The following is an 18,535-nucleotide window of genomic DNA, read 5'->3' on the forward strand; positions in this document are numbered from 1 at the left end:
CTAATATTGATTGAGTGTTTTTTTGCCTGACCTATACTCGGTGGTCTTTCGCGATACTGCGTCAGACAGAGTTTTGCAGAGTCAGGTTCAAACGATAGTTCTCAAAGGGCCAGTTAACGAGCCCGATCAATAATAAAAAGGGGGGATGTTCCATGACTGCACGTGTAACGGGCAATGTGAAGTGGTTTAACGACGCAAAGGGCTACGGCTTTATCCAGTGCGAAGACGGGGCTGATGTGTTTGTGCATTACCGTGCCATTCGCGGTGAAGGCCATCGCAGCCTGGCCGAAGGTCAGCAGGTCGAATACACCCAGGTCTCGGGCGCCAAGGGCCTGCAAGCCGAGGATGTAGTGGGGTTGTAAGGCACTGCTTGCCCTCCCTGTGGGAGCGGGCTTGCTCGCGATTGCATCAGCGCATGTGCACATAGACACCGCGTCGGTCGCATCGCAGGCAAGCCAGCTCCCACAAGGGATCTATGGCCGGTCCGAATCAGGAACCGGTTTTCCAGGTGATTTCTTCCTGGCCGTCTTCGCTGATGCGGATCCAGCGGTCGGCGTCTGCCTCGCCCTGTTCTTCAACCCAGCTGCCCGGCGCGCAGCGCACTTCGATGTGCAATGCCTCAAAAGCAGCCTTGGCGCAGGCGATGTCGTCTTCCCACGGCGTCTGGTCACTGTCCAGGTACAGGCTATTCCATTTGCCTACAGCTTTTGGCATCCAGGTTACGGGCACGTTGCCGGCCATGCACTTCCAGGTTTCGCCTTTCTTTTTCCATTCCGTGCACGGTCCCAGCACGTTTGCCAGCCAGGCTTCGACGTCTTTGTAAGTGACGGCTTCTTTCAGGTAAATCTCGATATCGGGTTGGCGCATGGATGTCCTCACTGCGTGTCTGAAAAATCCATTCGCGGATTAGTCGGGCCAAGGGCATGTGCACCTGGCCGTAAAATGGGTTATTGAAGTACGAAGTAATCGTAGCGCATCGACACGGTCACCACTAAAGGCTCGGGGTGCTCGATGACCTCGGCGCGCCGCTCGGCACTGGCACGCCAGCCGTGAGGGGTCATGGCCAGCAGGTTGGCGCGATCCTGGGGTTCGCTCAGGCTGAGGGTGAACTCCAGTGTTTCACTGTGCTGTAGCGACATGCCTTCGGGCACCAGGGCCAGATGCTTGTCGTCGGCGTAATCCCGGACTTCGTCGTACAGGCGTTCGCGCAATTCCATCAAGTGACCGCGGGTCGGGCCTACACGCATCAGGCCGCCACCGGGGGTGAGCAGGCGCTTGGCTTCGAGCCAGTCCAGCGGGCTGAACACACTGGCCAGGAACTGGCAGCTGGCGTCAGCCAGTGGCACGCGGGCCATGCTGGCGATCAACCAGGTCAGTTGCGGGCTGCGTTTACAGGCACGCTTGACCGCTTCGCGGGAGATATCCAGCGCGTAGCCATCGGCGTTGGGCAGCGCGTCGGCGATTTGCGCGGTGTAGTAACCCTCGCCACAGCCGATGTCGAGCCAGCGCTGCGGCGCGCGTTCGGCGGCCAGTTCGGCCAGGCGTTTGGCCACAGGGGCGTAATGCCCGGCGTTTAGAAAGTCGCGGCGGGCTTCAACCATAGCCTGGTTGTCGCCTGGGTCACGGCTGTTCTTGTGTTGCACCGGCAGCAGGTTCAGGTAGCCCTGGCGGGCACGGTCAAAGCGATGGCCGGCAGGGCACACCACACCATTGTCTGCCGCGTTGAGCGGCTCGGAGCAGATCGGGCAGGCGAGCATCAGGCGAGCAACTTGATCAGGGTCTGATAGTAGATTTCGGTCAACACGTCGAGATCGCTGGCCAGCACCCGTTCGTTGACCTGGTGAATGGTCGCGTTGACCGGCCCCAGCTCTACCACCTGGGTGCCCAGGGTCGCGATAAAGCGACCGTCGGATGTGCCACCGCTGGTGGAAGCCTTGGTTTCGCGACCGGTCACCTGCTTGATGCTCGACGACACGGCATCCAGCAGCGCCCCCGGCTCGGTCAGGAACGGCAGGCCGGACAGCGCCCAGTCGATGTGCCAGTCCAGGCCGTGCTTGTCCAGGATGTCCGCGACGCGCTTTTGCAGGCCCTCAACGGTGGACTCGGTGGAGAAGCGGAAGTTGAACACTGCAACCAGATCACCCGGGATGACGTTGGTCGCGCCTGTGCCTGAGTTGAGGTTGGAAATCTGGAAGCTGGTTGGCGGGAAAAAGGCATTGCCGTTGTCCCAATGCTCGGCGGCCAGCTCGGTCAGCGCAGGCACGGCCAGATGAATCGGGTTCTTGGCCAGATGCGGGTAGGCCACATGGCCTTGAACGCCGCGAACGGTGAGCTTGGCCCCCAGAGAACCGCGACGGCCGTTCTTGACCACATCACCCACCAGGGAAGTGCTCGACGGCTCGCCGACGATGCACCAGTCCAGACGCTCGTTACGTGCGGCGAAACGTTCGATCACGGCCTTGGTGCCGTGATGGGCCGGGCCTTCTTCGTCACTGGTGATCAAAAATGCGACCTTGCCCTTGTGGTCCGGGTAGTCGCAGACAAAGCGTTCAGCGGCCACCAGCATGGCTGCCAGGCTGCCTTTCATGTCGGCCGCGCCACGGCCGCAGAGCATGCCGTGCTCATCGATCAGCGCGTCGAACGGGTCGTTCTGCCAGGCCTGTACCGGGCCGGTCGGTACCACGTCAGTGTGGCCGGCGAAGCACAGCACCGGGCCTTCGTGTTTGCCGTGGGTGGCCCAGAAGTTGTCGACGTCTTCGATGCGCATCGGCTCAAGCATGAAGCCGGCATCGCCCAGGCGCTGCATCATCAGCTTCTGGCAGTCAGCGTCGATCGGCGTCACGGAAGGGCGACGGATCAGATCGCAGGCGAGTTGCAGGGTCGGCGAAAGGTCGGCGTGGGCCGTCATGGTAGGGACTCCGAAGCGGGACACAAGGCACAAAAGGGCGGTTATCTTAAAGCAAAACGGCGGCCAGAGGCCGCCGTTTAGTGGTTGCAGTCGATTTATGCAGCGGGTTGCTCTTGTGCTTCTTCGACCGGTTTAGGCAACGAAGACATAAAGGCCATGATCAGCGCTGCCAGATACGGCAACGATTGCACCAGCAGCATCACCACCCAGAAACGCATGTCGTTGCTCGGCAGGCCTTGTACGAAGAAAATCCCCACAGCCGCGCCCCAGAGCAGCAGCATGATGAACACCTCTTCGCGGGCTTCCGAGATCGCTACCCAAAAGCCGTGGTTATCGGCGTTTTTAGGCGTCCGGAAGAACGGGATGCTGGTGGTGAAGAACCCGTACAGCACGGCTTTGGCGATGGTGTGGGACAACGCCAGCCCGGCCAGTGCCGCGGCGAAGGCGTCCTTGAGGTTGACCCCCACTGCACGGCGGTACAGGAAAATGATCTTGCCCACCTTGAACACAAATAGCGCCAGTGGCGGAATGGCGAAAATCAACAGTGGCGGGTCGACCCGCGTTGGCACGATGATCATCGCCGCCGACCACAACAGGGCACCGACAGTGAAGAAAATATTCATGCCGTCGGCCACCCATGGCAGCCAGCCTGCGAGGAAGTGATAGCGCTGGCCACGGGTCAGCTCCGTGTCTTTGCCCAGCAACAGGCTGGAGGTGTGACGCTTGATAATCTGAATCGCACCGTAGGCCCAGCGGAATCGCTGTTTCTTGAAGTCGATAAAGGTATCGGGCATCAGGCCCTTGCCATAGCTGTTGTGGGAATACGCGGCGGAATACCCTTTTTCAAATACCCGCAGGCCCAGTTCGGCGTCTTCACAGATGCACCAGTCTGCCCAGCCCAGTTCTTCGAGCACTGAACGGCGGGTCATGGTCATGGTGCCGTGCTGAATGATCGCATCGCGGTCGTTACGGGTGACCATGCCGATATGGAAAAAGCCCTTGTATTCGGAGTAGCAGAGCTTTTTGAAGGTGCTTTCGTTCTGGTCGCGGTAGTCCTGTGGCGATTGCACGATGGCGATTTTCGGGTCGGCAAAGTGCGGCACCATATGCTTGAGCCAGTTGCGGTCCACGCAGTAATCAGAGTCGATCACGGCAATCACTTCGGCATCCGGTGCGGTATGCGGGATCAGGTAGTTCAGCGCGCCGCCCTTGAAACCGGCCAGGGGCGCGACGTGGAAGAACTTGAAGCGCGGGCCGAGGGTGGCGCAGTAATCGCGCACCGGCTCCCAGACTGCCGGGTCCTTGGTGTTGTTGTCGATGATCAACACTTCGAAATCGGGGTAGTCGAGGTTGGCCAGGGCGTCGAGGGTCTGTTTGACCATCTCCGGCGGCTCGTTGTAGCACGGCACATGGATCGAGACTTTCGGACGGTAGGCATCGTCGGCTTCTACCGGTAAAAACTCCCTTCGCCGCTTGCGAATCCATACTGCTTCGGCCAGTTCATGGGCCTCGGTGAGCAGCACGATAAACACCCCGAGCGCACCTAAGCCAAGCAGAAAGCCCACAGTCAGGCTGAACCAGGTGCTGTATTGCTGGCTGTAGTCATAGGCGATCCACACCAGCACCGAGCCGCAGAGGAAAGCGGTAAAGGTCAGGAAGGTACGGCCACGCTGGCGCAGGGCGGAACCGTCGATCAGCAGCAGTGCCAGTGACAGCAGGCCCATGACCACCGAGCCGATGGCCAGTACGCGCCACTGTGGAATCGCCACCACCGGCCCTTCAAAATTGAATTTTTGCTGGCGGGCAGCGTTGTACACGCCCCAGTACGCGCCCACTGAACCTTCGTCGCTGGCCTTCCACGGCTGGTCGAAGGCTTCGATCACAAAATAGTTGTAGCCCCGGCGGTTGAGGGTATTGACCAACGTACGCAGATAAATCGCTTGGTCGGCCGGGGTAGCGTCAGCGCCACCGCGCATGCGGCCATTGCTCGGCCAGCCAACTTCCGACAGCAGCAGCGGTTTTTTCGGGAACATTTTTTTCAGGTCGCGGGCACGGTCCAGGACGAATTCGCCGGCCTTGTCCACCGGGATAAATTCCCAGTAGGGCAGGATGTGCGCGGCGATCAGGTCAACGTGCTTGGCCAGTTGCGGGTACTTTTCCCAAATATGCCATTGCTCGGACGTGGTGACCGGCACCTTGACCGCGGCGCGCACCCGATCCAGCAGGACGATCAGGTCTTCGGGCGTGATTTCTTCGCGGAACAGGGCTTCGTTGCCCACCACAACCCGCACCACGCTGCGTGAGTTGTTGGCCAGTTCGATGGCTTTCTGGATTTCCCGCTCGTTGCGCTCCAGATCAGGGCTGATCCAGATCCCGATGGTCACGCGCAGGCCGAATTCTTCGGCCAGCTTGGGAATGTCGCCCAGGGTGCCGTCAACCGAGTAAGTCCGGATGTTGTCGGTCAGCTTGCTGATGATTTCCAGGTCGCGACGCATTTCATCGTCGGTCGGGTACTGGTCTTTCTGTGGGTACTGCCCTTGCTGGAACGGCGAGTACGAAAAACCGGAGATTTGCTCGGGCCAGTTGGGCGCAGAGACCGGGCGATTGATCAGCGCCCAGAAGCCTGTGAAGAGCGCGGCGATGGCCAGGACCACCACCAGATTGAGTCCAAATTTACGCGATGACATAACTATTTCGGGTTCCAAAGGGAGTGGAACGAAGATCGGTCGGCGGGTGCCAAACGGCGCGCATCCTACACTGTGCTTTGACCAATCGTATAGCGGACGGAATTGAGTCTGGCGTTTGGCACTTACAGCCGACTTAAGTTCTTTCTTTATTAGTTGTAGCTCTTATCTTCTTCCGTAGCAGGCTATTAAAGCAGGCTTGGTCGCATAGCTTGTAGGAAAGATACTCAATGCAATGTAAGAACCCTATAATGCGCGCCGGTTTTTGGGGTGTTGGTCATGAGTACAGAAGATCCACGTTTTGCCGGTGTAGCCCGGTTATATGGGCTGGAAGGCCTTGAACGACTGAAGGCGGCGCATGTGGCGATCGTCGGTGTAGGCGGCGTCGGGTCGTGGGCAGCGGAAGCGATTGCGCGCTGCGGCGTCGGCGAAATTTCGCTGTTTGATCTGGATGACGTGTGCGTCAGCAACAGCAACCGCCAGTTACACGCCTTGAGTACGACCATTGGTCGGGACAAGGTTGAGGTGATGGCCGAACGCCTGCGTCAGATCAATCCTGACTGCAAGGTTCATGAGGTGGCCGATTTCGTGACGCGCGAAACCATGGCCGACTACATCACCCCCGATATTGATTGCGTGATCGACTGCATCGACAGTGTGAATGCCAAGGCGGCGCTGATTGCCTGGTGCAAGCGGCGCAAGATACAGATCATCACCACCGGTGGCGCGGGCGGGCAAATTGACCCGACGCTGATTCAGGTCTGTGACTTGAACCGTACCTTCAATGACCCTCTGGCCTCCAAGGTGCGTTCGACCTTGCGCCGCGATTATGGATTTTCGCGCACCATGACCCGTCACTACAGCGTGCCGTGTGTGTTTTCCACCGAGCAGCTGCGCTACCCAAAGCCGGACGGCAGCATTTGCCTGCAGAAGAGTTTTGTCGGTGACGGGGTGAAGCTGGACTGTGCTGGCGGGTTTGGCGCAGTGATGATGGTGACGGCCACCTTCGGCATGGTGGCGGCGACCAAGGCGGTGGACAAGATCGTGGCGGGCGTGCGCCGGCCTTCGGAGAAGGTAAAGCCTGCACCACAGGAATAAGGCTCGCCTCGGACCTGGCCTGTGGGAGCGGCCTTGCTCGCGATAGCACCGGCGCGGTGTTTCAGATGAACCGAATCGCCCGCATCGCGAGCAAGCCCGCTTCCCCAGGGGGCGGCAATGGTCAGGCTGCCAATTCCCGCATCCGCACCAGCACCGCATTGAGCCCATTGCTGCGCGATGGCGACAACTGCCGGCTAAGCCCCAATTGCTCGAACCATCCCGGCAAATCGACCTGCAGCAGCTCTTGCGTGGTCAAGCCGTTCACCCGCACCAGCAGCAACGCCACCAGCCCGCGAATCAGTCGCGCTTCACTGCTGGCAGCAAACTGCCAATGGCCATCGACCTGCTCACCCACCAGCCACATCTGGCTTTCACAGCCATGCACCCGGTTGGCGTCGGTTTTGTCGGCTTCGCTGAGTTCCGGCAAGCGCTGGCCCCATTGCATCAGCAGGCGTGCACGCTGTTCCCAGCCGGTGCAATGCTCAAAGCTGTCGAGCGCCGCCTGGGCGTCGGCGGGCAGGGTCATTGCAGCAACTCCAGCGCCTGATCGAGGGCGAGGAAAAAACGCTCCAGATCTTCTGAGTCATTGTACAGCGCCAGCGAAACACGGATGGCACCAGCCAGACCAAGGCTTTTAAGCAGTGGCATGGCGCAATGATGCCCGGCGCGAACGGCAATCCCCTGTTCGGTCAGCAGATGGGCCAGATCGGCGTTGTGGACGCCCTCGACTACAAAACTGACCAGGGCCAGTTGCGGGGCGCCCAGCAGACGAATGCCCTGGCGCTGCTGCAAACCCTCGACGAGCAATCTGTGCAGTGCTGTTTCGTGGGCCTGGACTGCGCCCTGGTTGAGGTTGGCCAGATAGTTGAGGGTTGCCCCCAGTCCGATCACGCTGGCAATCGGCGGGGTACCAGCCTCAAATCCCAGCGGTGCCGGGCGAAAGGTGGCGTGCTGATAGTCGGCGTCCTGCACCATCTCGCCGCCAAACTGCCAGTGTTGCAAGCGGGCCAGGGCTTCATGACGGCCAAACAGCACGCCCAGCCCGTCGGGGCCATAGAGCTTGTGGGCGGAAAACACATAGAAGTCACAACCCAGCGCCTGAACGTCCTGGCGACCGTGGACAACACCCTGGGCGCCGTCAACCACGGTCAGTGCATTCTGTGCCCTGGCCAGCGCCAACAGTTCGGGCAGGGGCTGCCACACACCAAGGACGTTGGATAACTGGCTCACGGCCAACAGGCGAGTGCGCGGGGTGATCAGGCGTGCGGCGGCCACGAGGTCGATCACGCCGTCGGCATCCAGTGGCAGTACCACCAGGGCCAGCTTTTTACGCTTTGCAAGTTGCTGCCACGGCAGCAAGTTGGCGTGATGTTCCAGGGCGCTGATAACGATTTCATCGCCCGTATTGAATTGGTGCTCCAGGCCGTAGGCCAGAAGGTTCAGCGCTGACGTGGCGCCGTGGGTGAACACGATTTGCCCGCACTCGCCGGCATTGAGCCATTGCGTCACTTTGTGGCGGGTGTTTTCGAATGCCTGGGTCGCGTGGGCGCCCGGCAGATGTTGGGCCCTGTGTACATTGGCTGCGCCGTTGGCGTAGTAATGCGTCAGTGCGTCGAGCAGGGCTTGGGGTTTTTGCGTGGTGGCAGCGCTGTCCAGATACGTCTGGTCCTGACGTTGCAAGGCGGCGATGGCGGGAAAGTCAGCGCGCCAGGGAGAAGGCAAAAGCATGGTGTTCGGGCTCTGTTGACGAGGCCGGAAGCCGGCCCCGTCAGTTGCAGACAGACGCTTAGTTGTGAGCGTGCAGTGCTTCGTTCAGCTCGATGGCCGACTTGTGGGTTTTGCATTCCACAGCGCCGGTTTCCGAGTTGCGGCGGAACAACAGGTCAGGCTGGCCAGCCAGGTCACGGGCCTTGACCACTTTGACCAGCTGGTTGTTTTCGTCCAGCAGGGCCACTTTGGTACCTGCGGTCACGTACAGGCCGGACTCGACGGTGTTGCGGTCACCCAGCGGGATGCCGATACCGGCGTTGGCGCCGATCAGGCAGCCTTCGCCGACCTTGATCACGATGTTGCCACCACCCGACAGGGTGCCCATGGTCGAGCAACCGCCGCCCAGGTCCGAACCTTTGCCGACAAACACGCCTGCCGATACACGGCCTTCGATCATGCCCGGGCCTTCGGTACCAGCGTTGAAGTTGACGAAACCTTCGTGCATCACGGTGGTGCCTTCGCCGACGTAGGCGCCCAGGCGAATACGCGCCGCATCAGCGATGCGCACACCGGCCGGAACCACGTAGTCGGTCATTTTCGGGAACTTGTCGACCGAGAACACTTCCAGCAGATCGCCACGCAGGCGCGCTTCGAGTTGACGCTCGGCCAGTTCGCCCAGATCGATGGCGCCCTGGCTGGTCCATGCCACGTTTGGCAGCAGCGGGAACACGCCCGCCAGGCTCAGGCCGTGGGGCTTGACCAGGCGATGGGACAGCAGGTGCAGCTTGAGGTAGGCCTCTGGCGTCGAGGTCAGAGTGGCGTCTTCGGCCAGCAGGGTGGCAACCAGCGGCTTGTGGCTTTCGGCCAGGCGGGTCAGCAGGGCAGCCTGGGCGGCGTCGACCGGTTTGGCGGCTTCAGCCATCTGTGCGGCTTGGGCGGTAGTAAAGGTGATTGCCTGATTGCCACCGGTGTAGCCCAGAATCGGTGCGATGGCTGCAATCAGCTCGGCCGATGGATTGACCAGGGGTTGTGCGTAGAACACTTCCAGCCATGCGCCTTGGCGGTTTTGGGTGCCGACGCCGAAGGCTGCGCTGAACAGGGTAGTAGACATGCAATTACCTCTTACAAAAATAAATGGGCGGGCGCTTACAGAAGGGCCGCCGCATAAAGATCTGGCTTGAAGCCAATCAGGGTTTTGTCACCGAGATCGAGCACCGGGCGCTTGATCATCGAGGGTTGGGCGAGCATCAGTTCAATGGCTTTGGCTTGGTCGAGATCGGCTTTGCGTTCGTCGTCGAGCTTGCGAAAGGTTGTACCGGCGCGGTTGAGCACCACTTCCCAGCCGTGCTCATTGCACCAGCGGGTCAGGTGTTCACGGTCAATGCCGCTGCTTTTGTAGTCATGGAAATCGTAGTGCACTGCATGTTCATCGAGCCAGGTGCGAGCCTTTTTCATGGTGTCGCAGGCTTTGATGCCGAAAAGGTGCAACGTCTTGCTTGAATCGGTCACGGAAATTGCCCCCCCTTTGGAGATGCGGTAAATGAGCAGTCGCGGATTATGCCATGCGCAGCGCCCTTGGGCGTGATTGGCTGCGAGCTTGGCACAGACTTGTGACATGTCGTCGCACTGCTACTTTTGTTCAGGCTCGGCTTTTACGGTTAGACGCTACTATGGAGCGCAATGGGAAATTGTTGCTATTTATTTAGTTTAAAACTGATCGTTCGGGAACTCTGCTGATATGCAAACCGCCTATACCGTCCTTATCCTGCTGATGCTGGTGGGGGTTTCGCGTCTGTTGGGGCGTGTCATACCTCTGCCTTTGCCGCTGGTGCAGATTGCCGCCGGTGCCGTACTGGCCTGGCCGACACTGGGCCTGCATGTGGCGCTGGAACCTGAGCTGTTCCTGTTTCTGTTCTTGCCGCCGCTGCTGTTCTCGGATGGCTGGCGCATGCCCAAGCGTGAGTTCTGGCGCCTGCGCGGGCCGATTCTGACCCTGGCAGTAGGGCTGGTTTTGTTTACGGTGGTGGGTGCGGGTTATTTCATCCATTGGCTGTTGCCGACCATCCCCTTGCCGGTGGCATTTGCCCTGGCAGCAGTACTGTCACCCACTGATGCGGTGGCGGTATCGGCCATTGCACAGAATCGCTTGCCCGCACCCTTGATGCACATGCTGCAAGGCGAGGCGCTGATGAATGACGCCACGGGCCTGGTGACCTTCAAGTTCGCCCTGGTGGCTGCCATTACCGGGGTGTTTTCCCTGGCCAATGCCAGCCTGACCTTCATTTTGGTGGCCTGTGGCGGGCTGGCCATTGGCGTCGCCCTGAGCTGGCTGGTGGGGCGTTTGCGCGCGTGGATGATCGCCCGTGGCTGGGATGACCCGGCCACCCATGTGGTGTTTATGTTGCTGCTGCCTTTTGCCGCCTATGTACTGGCCGAACGCTTGGGTGCTTCGGGCATCCTGTCGGCGGTGGCGGCGGGGATGATGCAGAGCTGGCTGGACCTGTTGCCGCGTCAGACCAGCACCCGCCTGCTTAATCGCAGTGTGTGGTCGCTGCTGGAGTTTGCCTTCAACGGGTTGATCTTTTTGCTGTTGGGCCTGCAATTGCCGGACATCATCAAGGCGGTGGTCAGCCACGAAACGACTCTGTGGCCGACTTTGATGTATCGCTGCCTGGATGTGGTGGCGATTTTCCTGGTGCTGCTGGCGCTGCGCTTCATCTGGGTGCAGAGCATCTGGCGGCTGTCCGGCCTGTTGCGCCGCTGGCGTGGCAAGGGCGAGCTGACGATGGTGCCGACAGCCCGCTCCTGCTGGCTGCTGACCGTGGGCGGGGTACGCGGTGCGGTGACCCTGGCGGGCGTGATGTCGGTACCGCTGCTGGTCAGCGAGGGTTTGAATTTTCCTGAGCGTGATTTGCTGATCTTTATTGCTGCCGGGGTGATTTTGCTGTCGCTGGTGGCAGCCTGCATCGCCTTGCCGGTGTTGTTGCGCGGTATTCCAAAAAGCCCGGACGATGCCATGCGCAAAGAAGTGCGCGAAGCCTGGCGGCGCACCGCAGAAGCGGCGATTCACGCGCTGGAAGCAGAAGAGGTGGTGGAGGCCGATGGTCAGCAGGATGCGGCCCAGGCGGCTCTGGCGGCTGAGCTAAAGGCGCGGATCATGTCTGAGTACCGTCATCAGCTTGAGGTGTACAACGACTCGGCGGAGGCCCAGGCACTGGCTTCGCAAATGGACCAGCTGGAAAGCCGCTTGCGGCTCAAGGCGCTGCGGGCGCAGCGGCTGGAACTGTACAGCTTGCGCCGCCATCACGAAATCGGCGACGACGCCCTGAGCGAAATCCTCAAGGACCTGGACTTGAGCGAGGCCAACCTGGGAACGGTGAAATAACCCAGCTTTATGTGGGAGCGGGCTTGCTCGCGATGGCATCGCAGCGGTTCGTCTGGCAGACCGCATCGCTTGCATCGCGAGCAAGCCCGCTCCCACAGGGGCGGTTTAGCCGCGGCGCTGGATAAAGTCGCGGATCCGCCCGGCGGCTTCCACGCACTCAGCCAGTGGCGCAACCAGGGCCATGCGTACGCGACCAGCGCCGGGGTTGAAACCGTCTACTTCGCGGGACAGATAAGAGCCCGGCACTACGGTGACGTGCTCTTGGGCAAACAGGTCGCGGCAGAATTCGGCGTCGTCGCCTTCAACCCTGGGCCACAGGTAGAAGCCGCCATCCGGGCGCTGCACATCCAGTACCGGGGTTAAAATCTCCAACACCGCATCAAACTTCTCGCGATACAGGTCACGGTTGCTACGTACGTGGTCTTCGTCGTTCCAGGCGGCAATGCTTGCCAGCTGGGTTTGTACCGGCATTGCGCAGCCATGGTACGTGCGGTACAGCAGGAACGCCTTGAGGATGTCGGCATCGCCGGCCACAAAACCGGAACGCAAACCCGGCAGGTTGGAGCGCTTGGACAGGCTGTGGAACACCACGCAACGCTTGAAGTCTTCACGGCCCAGGGCCACACAGGCGCTGAGCAGGCCGACCGGTGGTGTCTTCTCGTCGAAGTACAGCTCGCTGTAGCACTCGTCTGCGGCGATCACGAAGTCGTGTTCGTCGGCCAGTGCGATCAGTTTTTTCAGGGTTTCAAGCGGGATCAGCGCACCGGTCGGGTTACCCGGCGAGCACAGGAACAGGATCTGGCAGCGTTTCCAGGTGTCGACGGATACGGCGTCGAAATCCGGGTTGAACCCATGCTCGGCCAGGCACGGCAGGTAGTGCGGCTGAGCGCCTGCCAGGAAGGCGGCCCCTTCATAGATCTGGTAGAACGGGTTCGGGCTCACCACCAGAGCGTCGTCACCACGGTTGACCACGGTCTGGGTGAAGGCAAACAGGGCTTCACGGGTGCCGTTGACCGGCAGGATATTGCGCGCCGGGTCAAGCCAGCCTTTTGGCACGTTGAAACGACGCTCGGCCCAGTCGGCGATAGCTTCGCGCAGCGCCGGGATGCCCAGGGTGGTCGGGTAGACCGCCATCTGGTCGAGGTTGTCAGCCAGTGCCTTGGCCACGAAGTCCGGCGAGCGGTGCTTGGGTTCGCCAATCGACAGCGCGATCGGGCGCTTGTCGGCGTTGGGCTGCACGCTGCCAAGCAGGGCGCGCAATTTTTCGAACGGGTAAGGCTGCAGCTGGTTTAGAGCGTTGTTCATGGGGTGCGGGTCTCACTCGGCGGCGGTTAAATGCTCAGGCGCCACGGTTCTGGGGTTGAATCCTGATTGACCGTCAGTTGCTCGACGATCGCTTCCTGCAAACGCATGCACAGCTGCGGGTCTGACAGCGGCTGGTTGTTTGCATCGGTAATGAAAAAGACGTCTTCGACGCGTTCACCCAGGGTGGCAATCTTGGCGTTCTGCAGCGACAGATCAAACTCCAGAAAGATCATTCCGATGCGAGCCAGCAGGCCCGGGCGGTCGGGGGCGCTGAGCTCCAGCACGGTCACCGGGCGCTGGGCGTCGTTATGGATCGTGACCTGGGGCGCAAAGGCAAAGTGCTTGAGCTGGCGCGGCACGCGGCGCTGGATGATGGTCGGGTAGTCGTCCGGGTTGCGCAGGGCTTCGGTCAGCCCCTTACGGATTTTTTCGATACGCGCCGGGTTGTTACCAATCGAGCCACCATCGTTGTCGAGCACGATATAGGTGTCGAGGGTGAACTGACTGCTGGAGGTGATAATGCGTGCGTCATGGATGTTCAGGTTGAGCTGGTCCATGGCGGCCACTGTCACGGCGAAGAAGTCGTGCTGGTCGGGTGCATAGATGAAGATCTGCGTGCCGCCCTCGAACTCGCGCTGGGTGGTTTCCTTGATCAGCACCAGCGGGCCGCCATCGGCAGGCTGCTGCAGGATGGCTTCGGTATGCAGGGCCACGTCGGCAGAGGAGTGTCGCAGGAAATAGTCGTCGCCCAGCTGTGACCAGAGCTGTTCCACGTCATCCTGGTCGGTACCCCCGCGCACCAGAATATCCAGCGCCGCACTTTGCGTCTGGCGGATCTGTTCTTCGCGGTCCACCGGGTTTTCCAGGCCTCTACGCAAGGCACGCTTGGTCTCGGTGTAGAGCTGGCGCAACAGGCTGGCGCGCCAGGAGTTCCACAGCGTCGGGTTGGTGGCGTTGATATCGGCGACAGTCAGCACATAGAGGTAGTCGAGGTGGGTTTCGTCCACCACAATCTGGGCAAAATCATGGATGACCTGCGGGTCGGACAGGTCCTTGCGCTGGGCGGTGGTGGACATCACCAGGTGGTTTTGTACCAGCCACACGATCAGGCGCGTGTCCCACTGCGGCAACTGATGACGGATGCAGAACGCTTCTGCATCCACGGCACCGATTTCGGAATGGTCGCCGTGGCGGCCCTTGCCGATATCGTGGTACAGCCCGGCCAGGTAGATCAGCTCGGGCTTGGGCAGCTTGGCCATCAACTTGCTGGCGAGCGGGAATTTCTCCGATACCTGGGTGTATTGCAGCTTACGCAGGTGTTTGATCAGGTTCAGGGTGTGGGCATCGACCGTATAAATGTGGAACAGGTCATGCTGCATTTGCCCGACGATAAAACCAAACTCGGGCAGGTAACGGCCCAGGATGCCGTAACGGTTCATCCGGCGCAGGTTGCGGTGGATGCCGATCTTGCACTTGAACAGTTCGATAAACAGGCTGGTGTTGCGGATGTCTTTGCGGAAATCTTCGTCGATCAGGTAGCGATGTTCGCGTAGCAGGCGGATGGTGTCGGCCCGCACGCCCTTGATCTCGGGGTGCTGTGCCATCAGCAGGAAGATTTCCAGCATGGCGAAGGGGGTGCGCTTGAACACGTGGTCGCTGGTGGCTTCGATATAGCCATCGTGCAACTGGAAGCGCGAGTTCAACGGGGTTGGCGGCGCTTCGTCCTCGGGGGCGAGAATCACTTCTTCGAAGTGCTGGATGATCAGGTCGCTGAGCTGGGCAATGCTCATGACCACCCGGTAGTACTGCTGCATGAAATTTTCGATGGTCTGCTTGGCGTCTTCGCCGGTAAAGCCGAGCAGTTCGCCGATGCTGCGCTGGTGGTCGAACAGCAGACGGTCTTCGGCACGCCCGGCAAGCATGTGCAGGGCGTAGCGCACCTTCCACAAAAATTCCTGGGACGAGGCCAGCAGGGCGTGCTCGCTTTCTACCAGAAAGCCTTCGCCGGCAAGGGCGCGCAAATTCAGGGTGCCGTACTGGCGGCGGGCTACCCACAAAATGGTCTGGATATCGCGCAGGCCGCCGGGCGAACCCTTGACGTTAGGCTCCAGGTTGTACTCGGTGTCATTGTACTTGTGGTGGCGGGCCTTTTGCTCGGCGCGCTTGGCCAGGAAAAACTCCTTGCTGGGCCACATGTGGGCGGTGCTGGTGACGTCCAGCATGCGCTGACGCAAATGCTCGGGGCCCGCCACGGTGCGGCTTTCCATCAAGTTGGTGATGATGGTCAGGTCGGCGCGGGCCTGCTCTGCGCACTCATCCACCGAGCGCACGCTCTGACCTACTTCTAGGCCTATGTCCCATAGAAGTGTCAGAAAACGCTCAATGGAATCACGGAAAACTTCGTGATCTGCGTTGTCCAGCAGTATCAGCAAATCGATATCGGAATAAGGGTGCAACTCGCCGCGGCCATAGCCGCCGACGGCGACCAGCGCGATGTCGGCCTCAGCGCTCCAGCTGAACTGGTCCCACGCCTGTTGCAGGATGTTGTCGACGAACCATGCACGGTCTTCGATCAGGCGGCGAATATCACGCCCCTTTTTGAAGCGTTCGTCGAGTACCTCCCGAGCCTGGCGGATCGCCTTTTTGAAAGCGGCAATGGGGCTCGCCTTTAATGCCAGCTCGGCCTGGAACTGGCCGCGGTCAAAAAGTTCTGGATCCACCTGCGGCATCGATTGGCATTCCTGTGCTGGGTTTTACGGGCTAAACGGTGAAAACACGCAAGTTTCAGGCCGAAACGCGGGGGATGGTGTCATCGCTGCGCAGGGTGAAAATTTCGTAACCGGTGTCGGTGACCAGCAGGGTGTGTTCCCACTGGGCAGACAGCTTGCGGTCCTTGGTGATGGCGGTCCAGCCGTCGCCCAGCACCTTGGTGTCGGCCTTGCCCTGATTGATCATCGGCTCGATGGTGAAGGTCATGCCGGCCTTGAGCTCCATACCGGTGCCAGCGCGGCCGTAGTGCAGGATCTGCGGCTCTTCGTGGAATACCTTGCCGATACCGTGGCCGCAGAACTCGCGTACTACAGAAAAACCGTTCTTTTCAGCGTGCTTCTGGATCACTTCGCCGATATCGCCCAGGCGGCAGCCCGGTTTAACGATTTCGATAGCCTTGTACATGCATTCCTGGGTCACTTGCGACAGGCGCTCGGCCCATACCGGAACCTTGCCGACGTGGAACATGCGGCTGGTGTCGCCGTGGTAGCCGTCCTTGATCACGGTGACGTCGATGTTCAGGGTGTCGCCGTCCTTCAATACCTTGTCGCCCGGGATGCCGTGGCATACCACGTGATTGATCGAGGTGCAGATCGACTTGGGAAAGCCTTTATAGTTGAGCGGGGCAGGGATGGCCTTTTGCACATTGACGATATAGTCATGGCAGATGCGATCCAGCTCTTCAGTGGTGACGCCGGGTTTTACGTACTCGGCGATCATTTCCAGGACTTCGGCGGCCAGTTTGCCGGCGATACGCATTTTTGCGATGTCCTCTGGGGTTTTGAGGGTGACGGTCATTCGGGCTCTCTTCGCGCGTTGGCGCTCATCATCAGGATTGCGGGCGTGCTGTGAATCGCGGCACGCCGTCATAAAAGTACGATTCTAACAGACGGTCGGCGTTAGTCGTGGGCCTGTAGCCATCGCTTCTCTTAATAGATAGGAGCATCCTGGTTCTATTCCAAGGCCCCGCGCGAATAAGGTAAGCGGCCGAAGCCCGCGCTTTTGATTTTTTCGCCCTTCGTGAGGCCGAATAGGTATGTACTCGGTAGTTTTAAATGGCATTGCGCGTACATATCCAGCATTTGTGTCTAACTGAGACTATGGTTTCGACCTTACGTCGAGTCCCTTTTGGAAGGACCCAAAAGGAACCAAAAGGTCCTCGCCCCATCGTACGGCCTTCGCTGCGCTCAGGTTCCCTCGCTCCGGCTCTGCTCCGTGGGCCCGCCGCCACGGGCCATCCATGGCCCATCGCGGCTCTCCCGGCATCCATGCCGGTCGACCCACTCCGCAGAACCTCCTCTCGGCCTCCCGGGAGGGCAGGCAGATCAAAAGCACTGCGCCCCGAGGCGGCCGACCGGCCGGCCTGTTCGGTCAATTCAGAAGCGGCCCTGGCCCAGGTGTCAGACTTGTTGTGCTGTGCGGCCGTCTCGCTCCGACGCTGTTATGGACTTGCTCGGTGTTTGGAATATTTTGCTGGTGGAAGTGGTATTGTTGGACAAGAAGCAAGAGCAAGCCAGGCGTAAGCCCTTGCAGGGCAACGCTTTAGCAATAAAGTCTGAATTCACACTTCGTTTTTAATGCATCTTGTGGTATAAAATGCGCCGCTTTGCGGGTATAGCCCGCAGAGCACAAACCCACACACGTGTCGACACGATGACCTGGGTGCCTTCAGCTTTGAAGCTGCTGGTTGGTCGTTGGGATACGTGGAGGCCTAACCCGACTTATTAAGGAACTATCATGTCCCAAGTCAACATGCGCGATATGCTGAAGGCCGGTGTGCACTTCGGTCACCAAACCCGTTACTGGAACCCGAAGATGGGTAAATACATCTTTGGCGCGCGTAACAAGATCCACATCATCAACCTTGAAAAAACCCTGCCAATGTTCAACGAAGCTCTGACTTTCGTTGAGCGCCTGGCCCAGGGCAAAAACAAGATTCTGTTCGTCGGCACCAAGCGTTCCGCTGGCAAGATCGTTGCTGAAGAAGCAGCACGTTGCGGTTCGCCGTACGTGGATCACCGCTGGTTGGGCGGCATGCTCACCAACTTCAAAACCATTCGTGCTTCGATCAAGCGTCTGCGTGACCTTGAAATCCAGGCAGAAGACGGTACTTTCGCCAAGCTGACCAAGAAAGAGGCGCTGATGCGCACTCGCGATCTGCAGAAGCTGGATCGTAGCCTGGGTGGTATCAAGGACATGGGCGGTCTGCCAGACGCTCTGTTCGTTATCGACGTTGACCACGAGCGTATCGCGATCACCGAAGCTAACAAGTTGGGTATCCCGGTAATCGGCGTTGTCGATACCAACAGCAGCCCAGAAGGTGTTGACTACATCATCCCGGGTAACGATGACGCAATCCGCGCTATCCAGCTGTACATGGGTGCGATGGCTGATGCTGTGATCAAAGGCCGTAACCACGTTGCTGGCGGCACCGACGTTTTCGTCGAAGAAGCTCCAGCTGCAGCGGTAGTTGAAGGCTGAGTAATTAACGCCTAGCGTTTACTCAGTACGCAAAAAGGGGGCTTGGCCCCCTTTTTGCCACCTCGAAATCCATTTGTTGTAACCCTGTTTGTTGTATCTGTATCAGATGGCGACCTGCACGGTTGATTCGGGGTGCGCTTCAAACGAATTGAACGCCCGTTCGGTCGGGTGGAATGGTTGAAAACCTATCCAAGA

At 59.8% G+C, this 18,535-nt stretch carries 15 protein-coding genes; 4 read left to right on the plus strand and 11 right to left on the minus strand.

The genetic code is table 11. From position 1 onward, the window contains the following. Positions 1-152: 152 nt before the first annotated feature. The gene (locus EQV96_RS07745) at positions 153-362 is read left to right on the plus strand and encodes a cold-shock protein (protein WP_095001295.1); all 210 of its coding nucleotides are present in this window, start codon (positions 153-155) and stop codon (positions 360-362) included. Between the two features lie 127 nt (positions 363-489). Here the strand turns inward: EQV96_RS07745 and EQV96_RS07750 are convergent, their stop codons facing one another. From EQV96_RS07750 to EQV96_RS07765, 4 genes are all read right to left on the minus strand, one after another. Further along, entirely contained in the window at positions 490-867 is a 378-nt protein-coding gene (locus tag EQV96_RS07750; protein WP_095001296.1) for a hypothetical protein, read from the minus strand. Positions 868-947: 80 nt separating this feature from the next. Continuing rightward, a complete protein-coding gene (locus tag EQV96_RS07755; protein WP_095018175.1) occupies positions 948-1,757 on the minus strand; it encodes a putative RNA methyltransferase in 810 nt (269 codons plus the stop codon). Continuing rightward, on the minus strand, positions 1,757-2,908 hold the full coding sequence (gene dapE, locus EQV96_RS07760; protein WP_095001298.1) for a succinyl-diaminopimelate desuccinylase: 1,152 nt from the start codon (positions 2,906-2,908) through the stop codon (positions 1,757-1,759). The genes EQV96_RS07755 and dapE overlap by 1 nt, the downstream gene beginning before the upstream one ends. A 95-nt stretch (positions 2,909-3,003) precedes the next feature. Next, positions 3,004-5,595, minus strand: coding sequence for a glycosyltransferase (locus EQV96_RS07765; RefSeq protein ID WP_095001299.1), 2,592 nt, complete (start codon positions 5,593-5,595; stop codon positions 3,004-3,006). Between the two features lie 276 nt (positions 5,596-5,871). On the opposite strand from EQV96_RS07765, the gene tcdA reads away from it, so the two are divergent. Further along, positions 5,872-6,690 (plus strand): tRNA cyclic N6-threonylcarbamoyladenosine(37) synthase TcdA, encoded by an 819-nt coding sequence (gene tcdA, locus EQV96_RS07770; protein WP_095001300.1) that lies wholly within the window; start codon positions 5,872-5,874, stop codon positions 6,688-6,690. Positions 6,691-6,811: 121 nt separating this feature from the next. Here the strand turns inward: tcdA and EQV96_RS07775 are convergent, their stop codons facing one another. The 4 genes from EQV96_RS07775 to EQV96_RS07790 are packed head-to-tail and all read right to left on the minus strand — an operon-like array spanning position 6,812 to position 9,909. Next, complete coding sequence (locus EQV96_RS07775; RefSeq protein ID WP_153400135.1) at positions 6,812-7,216, minus strand: SufE family protein; 405 nt, start codon at positions 7,214-7,216, stop codon at positions 6,812-6,814. Continuing rightward, a complete protein-coding gene (locus tag EQV96_RS07780; RefSeq protein ID WP_095001302.1) occupies positions 7,213-8,418 on the minus strand; it encodes a cysteine desulfurase in 1,206 nt (401 codons plus the stop codon). Before EQV96_RS07780 ends, EQV96_RS07775 begins: the two co-directional genes overlap by 4 nt. Positions 8,419-8,476: 58 nt before the next feature. Then, entirely contained in the window at positions 8,477-9,511 is a 1,035-nt protein-coding gene (gene dapD, locus EQV96_RS07785; protein ID WP_095001303.1) for a 2,3,4,5-tetrahydropyridine-2,6-dicarboxylate N-succinyltransferase, read from the minus strand. A gap of 35 nt (positions 9,512-9,546) precedes the next feature. Beyond that, positions 9,547-9,909 carry an ArsC family reductase gene (locus EQV96_RS07790; protein WP_095001396.1) on the minus strand — a complete coding sequence of 121 codons (363 nt, stop codon included), beginning with the start codon at positions 9,907-9,909 and terminating at the stop codon, positions 9,547-9,549. A gap of 229 nt (positions 9,910-10,138) precedes the next feature. Between EQV96_RS07790 and EQV96_RS07795 the strand changes: the two genes are divergently transcribed. Further along, on the plus strand, positions 10,139-11,785 hold the full coding sequence (locus tag EQV96_RS07795) for a Na+/H+ antiporter (protein ID WP_240881696.1): 1,647 nt from the start codon (positions 10,139-10,141) through the stop codon (positions 11,783-11,785). 105 nt (positions 11,786-11,890) lie between these two features. Here the strand turns inward: EQV96_RS07795 and dapC are convergent, their stop codons facing one another. From dapC to map, 3 genes are read right to left on the minus strand one after another with little or no spacing between them, the layout of a single operon-like run. Beyond that, positions 11,891-13,090: a succinyldiaminopimelate transaminase gene (gene dapC / locus EQV96_RS07800; protein ID WP_095001305.1), complete on the minus strand. Its 1,200-nt coding sequence runs from the start codon at positions 13,088-13,090 to the stop codon at positions 11,891-11,893. A 26-nt stretch (positions 13,091-13,116) separates the two neighbouring features. Then, on the minus strand, positions 13,117-15,819 hold the full coding sequence (locus EQV96_RS07805) for a [protein-PII] uridylyltransferase (protein WP_095020566.1): 2,703 nt from the start codon (positions 15,817-15,819) through the stop codon (positions 13,117-13,119). A gap of 55 nt (positions 15,820-15,874) precedes the next feature. Next, positions 15,875-16,729 carry a type I methionyl aminopeptidase gene (map, locus tag EQV96_RS07810; RefSeq protein ID WP_095001307.1) on the minus strand — a complete coding sequence of 285 codons (855 nt, stop codon included), beginning with the start codon at positions 16,727-16,729 and terminating at the stop codon, positions 15,875-15,877. An 867-nt stretch (positions 16,730-17,596) separates the two neighbouring features. On the opposite strand from map, the gene rpsB reads away from it, so the two are divergent. Beyond that, a complete protein-coding gene (gene rpsB / locus EQV96_RS07815; protein ID WP_016781981.1) occupies positions 17,597-18,340 on the plus strand; it encodes a 30S ribosomal protein S2 in 744 nt (247 codons plus the stop codon). Positions 18,341-18,535: the final 195 nt, after the last annotated feature.

The sequence above is a fragment of the Pseudomonas sp. TMW22080 genome, from assembly GCF_022496745.1.
Classification (GTDB): Bacteria; Pseudomonadota; Gammaproteobacteria; order Pseudomonadales; family Pseudomonadaceae; genus Aquipseudomonas; species Aquipseudomonas bubulae.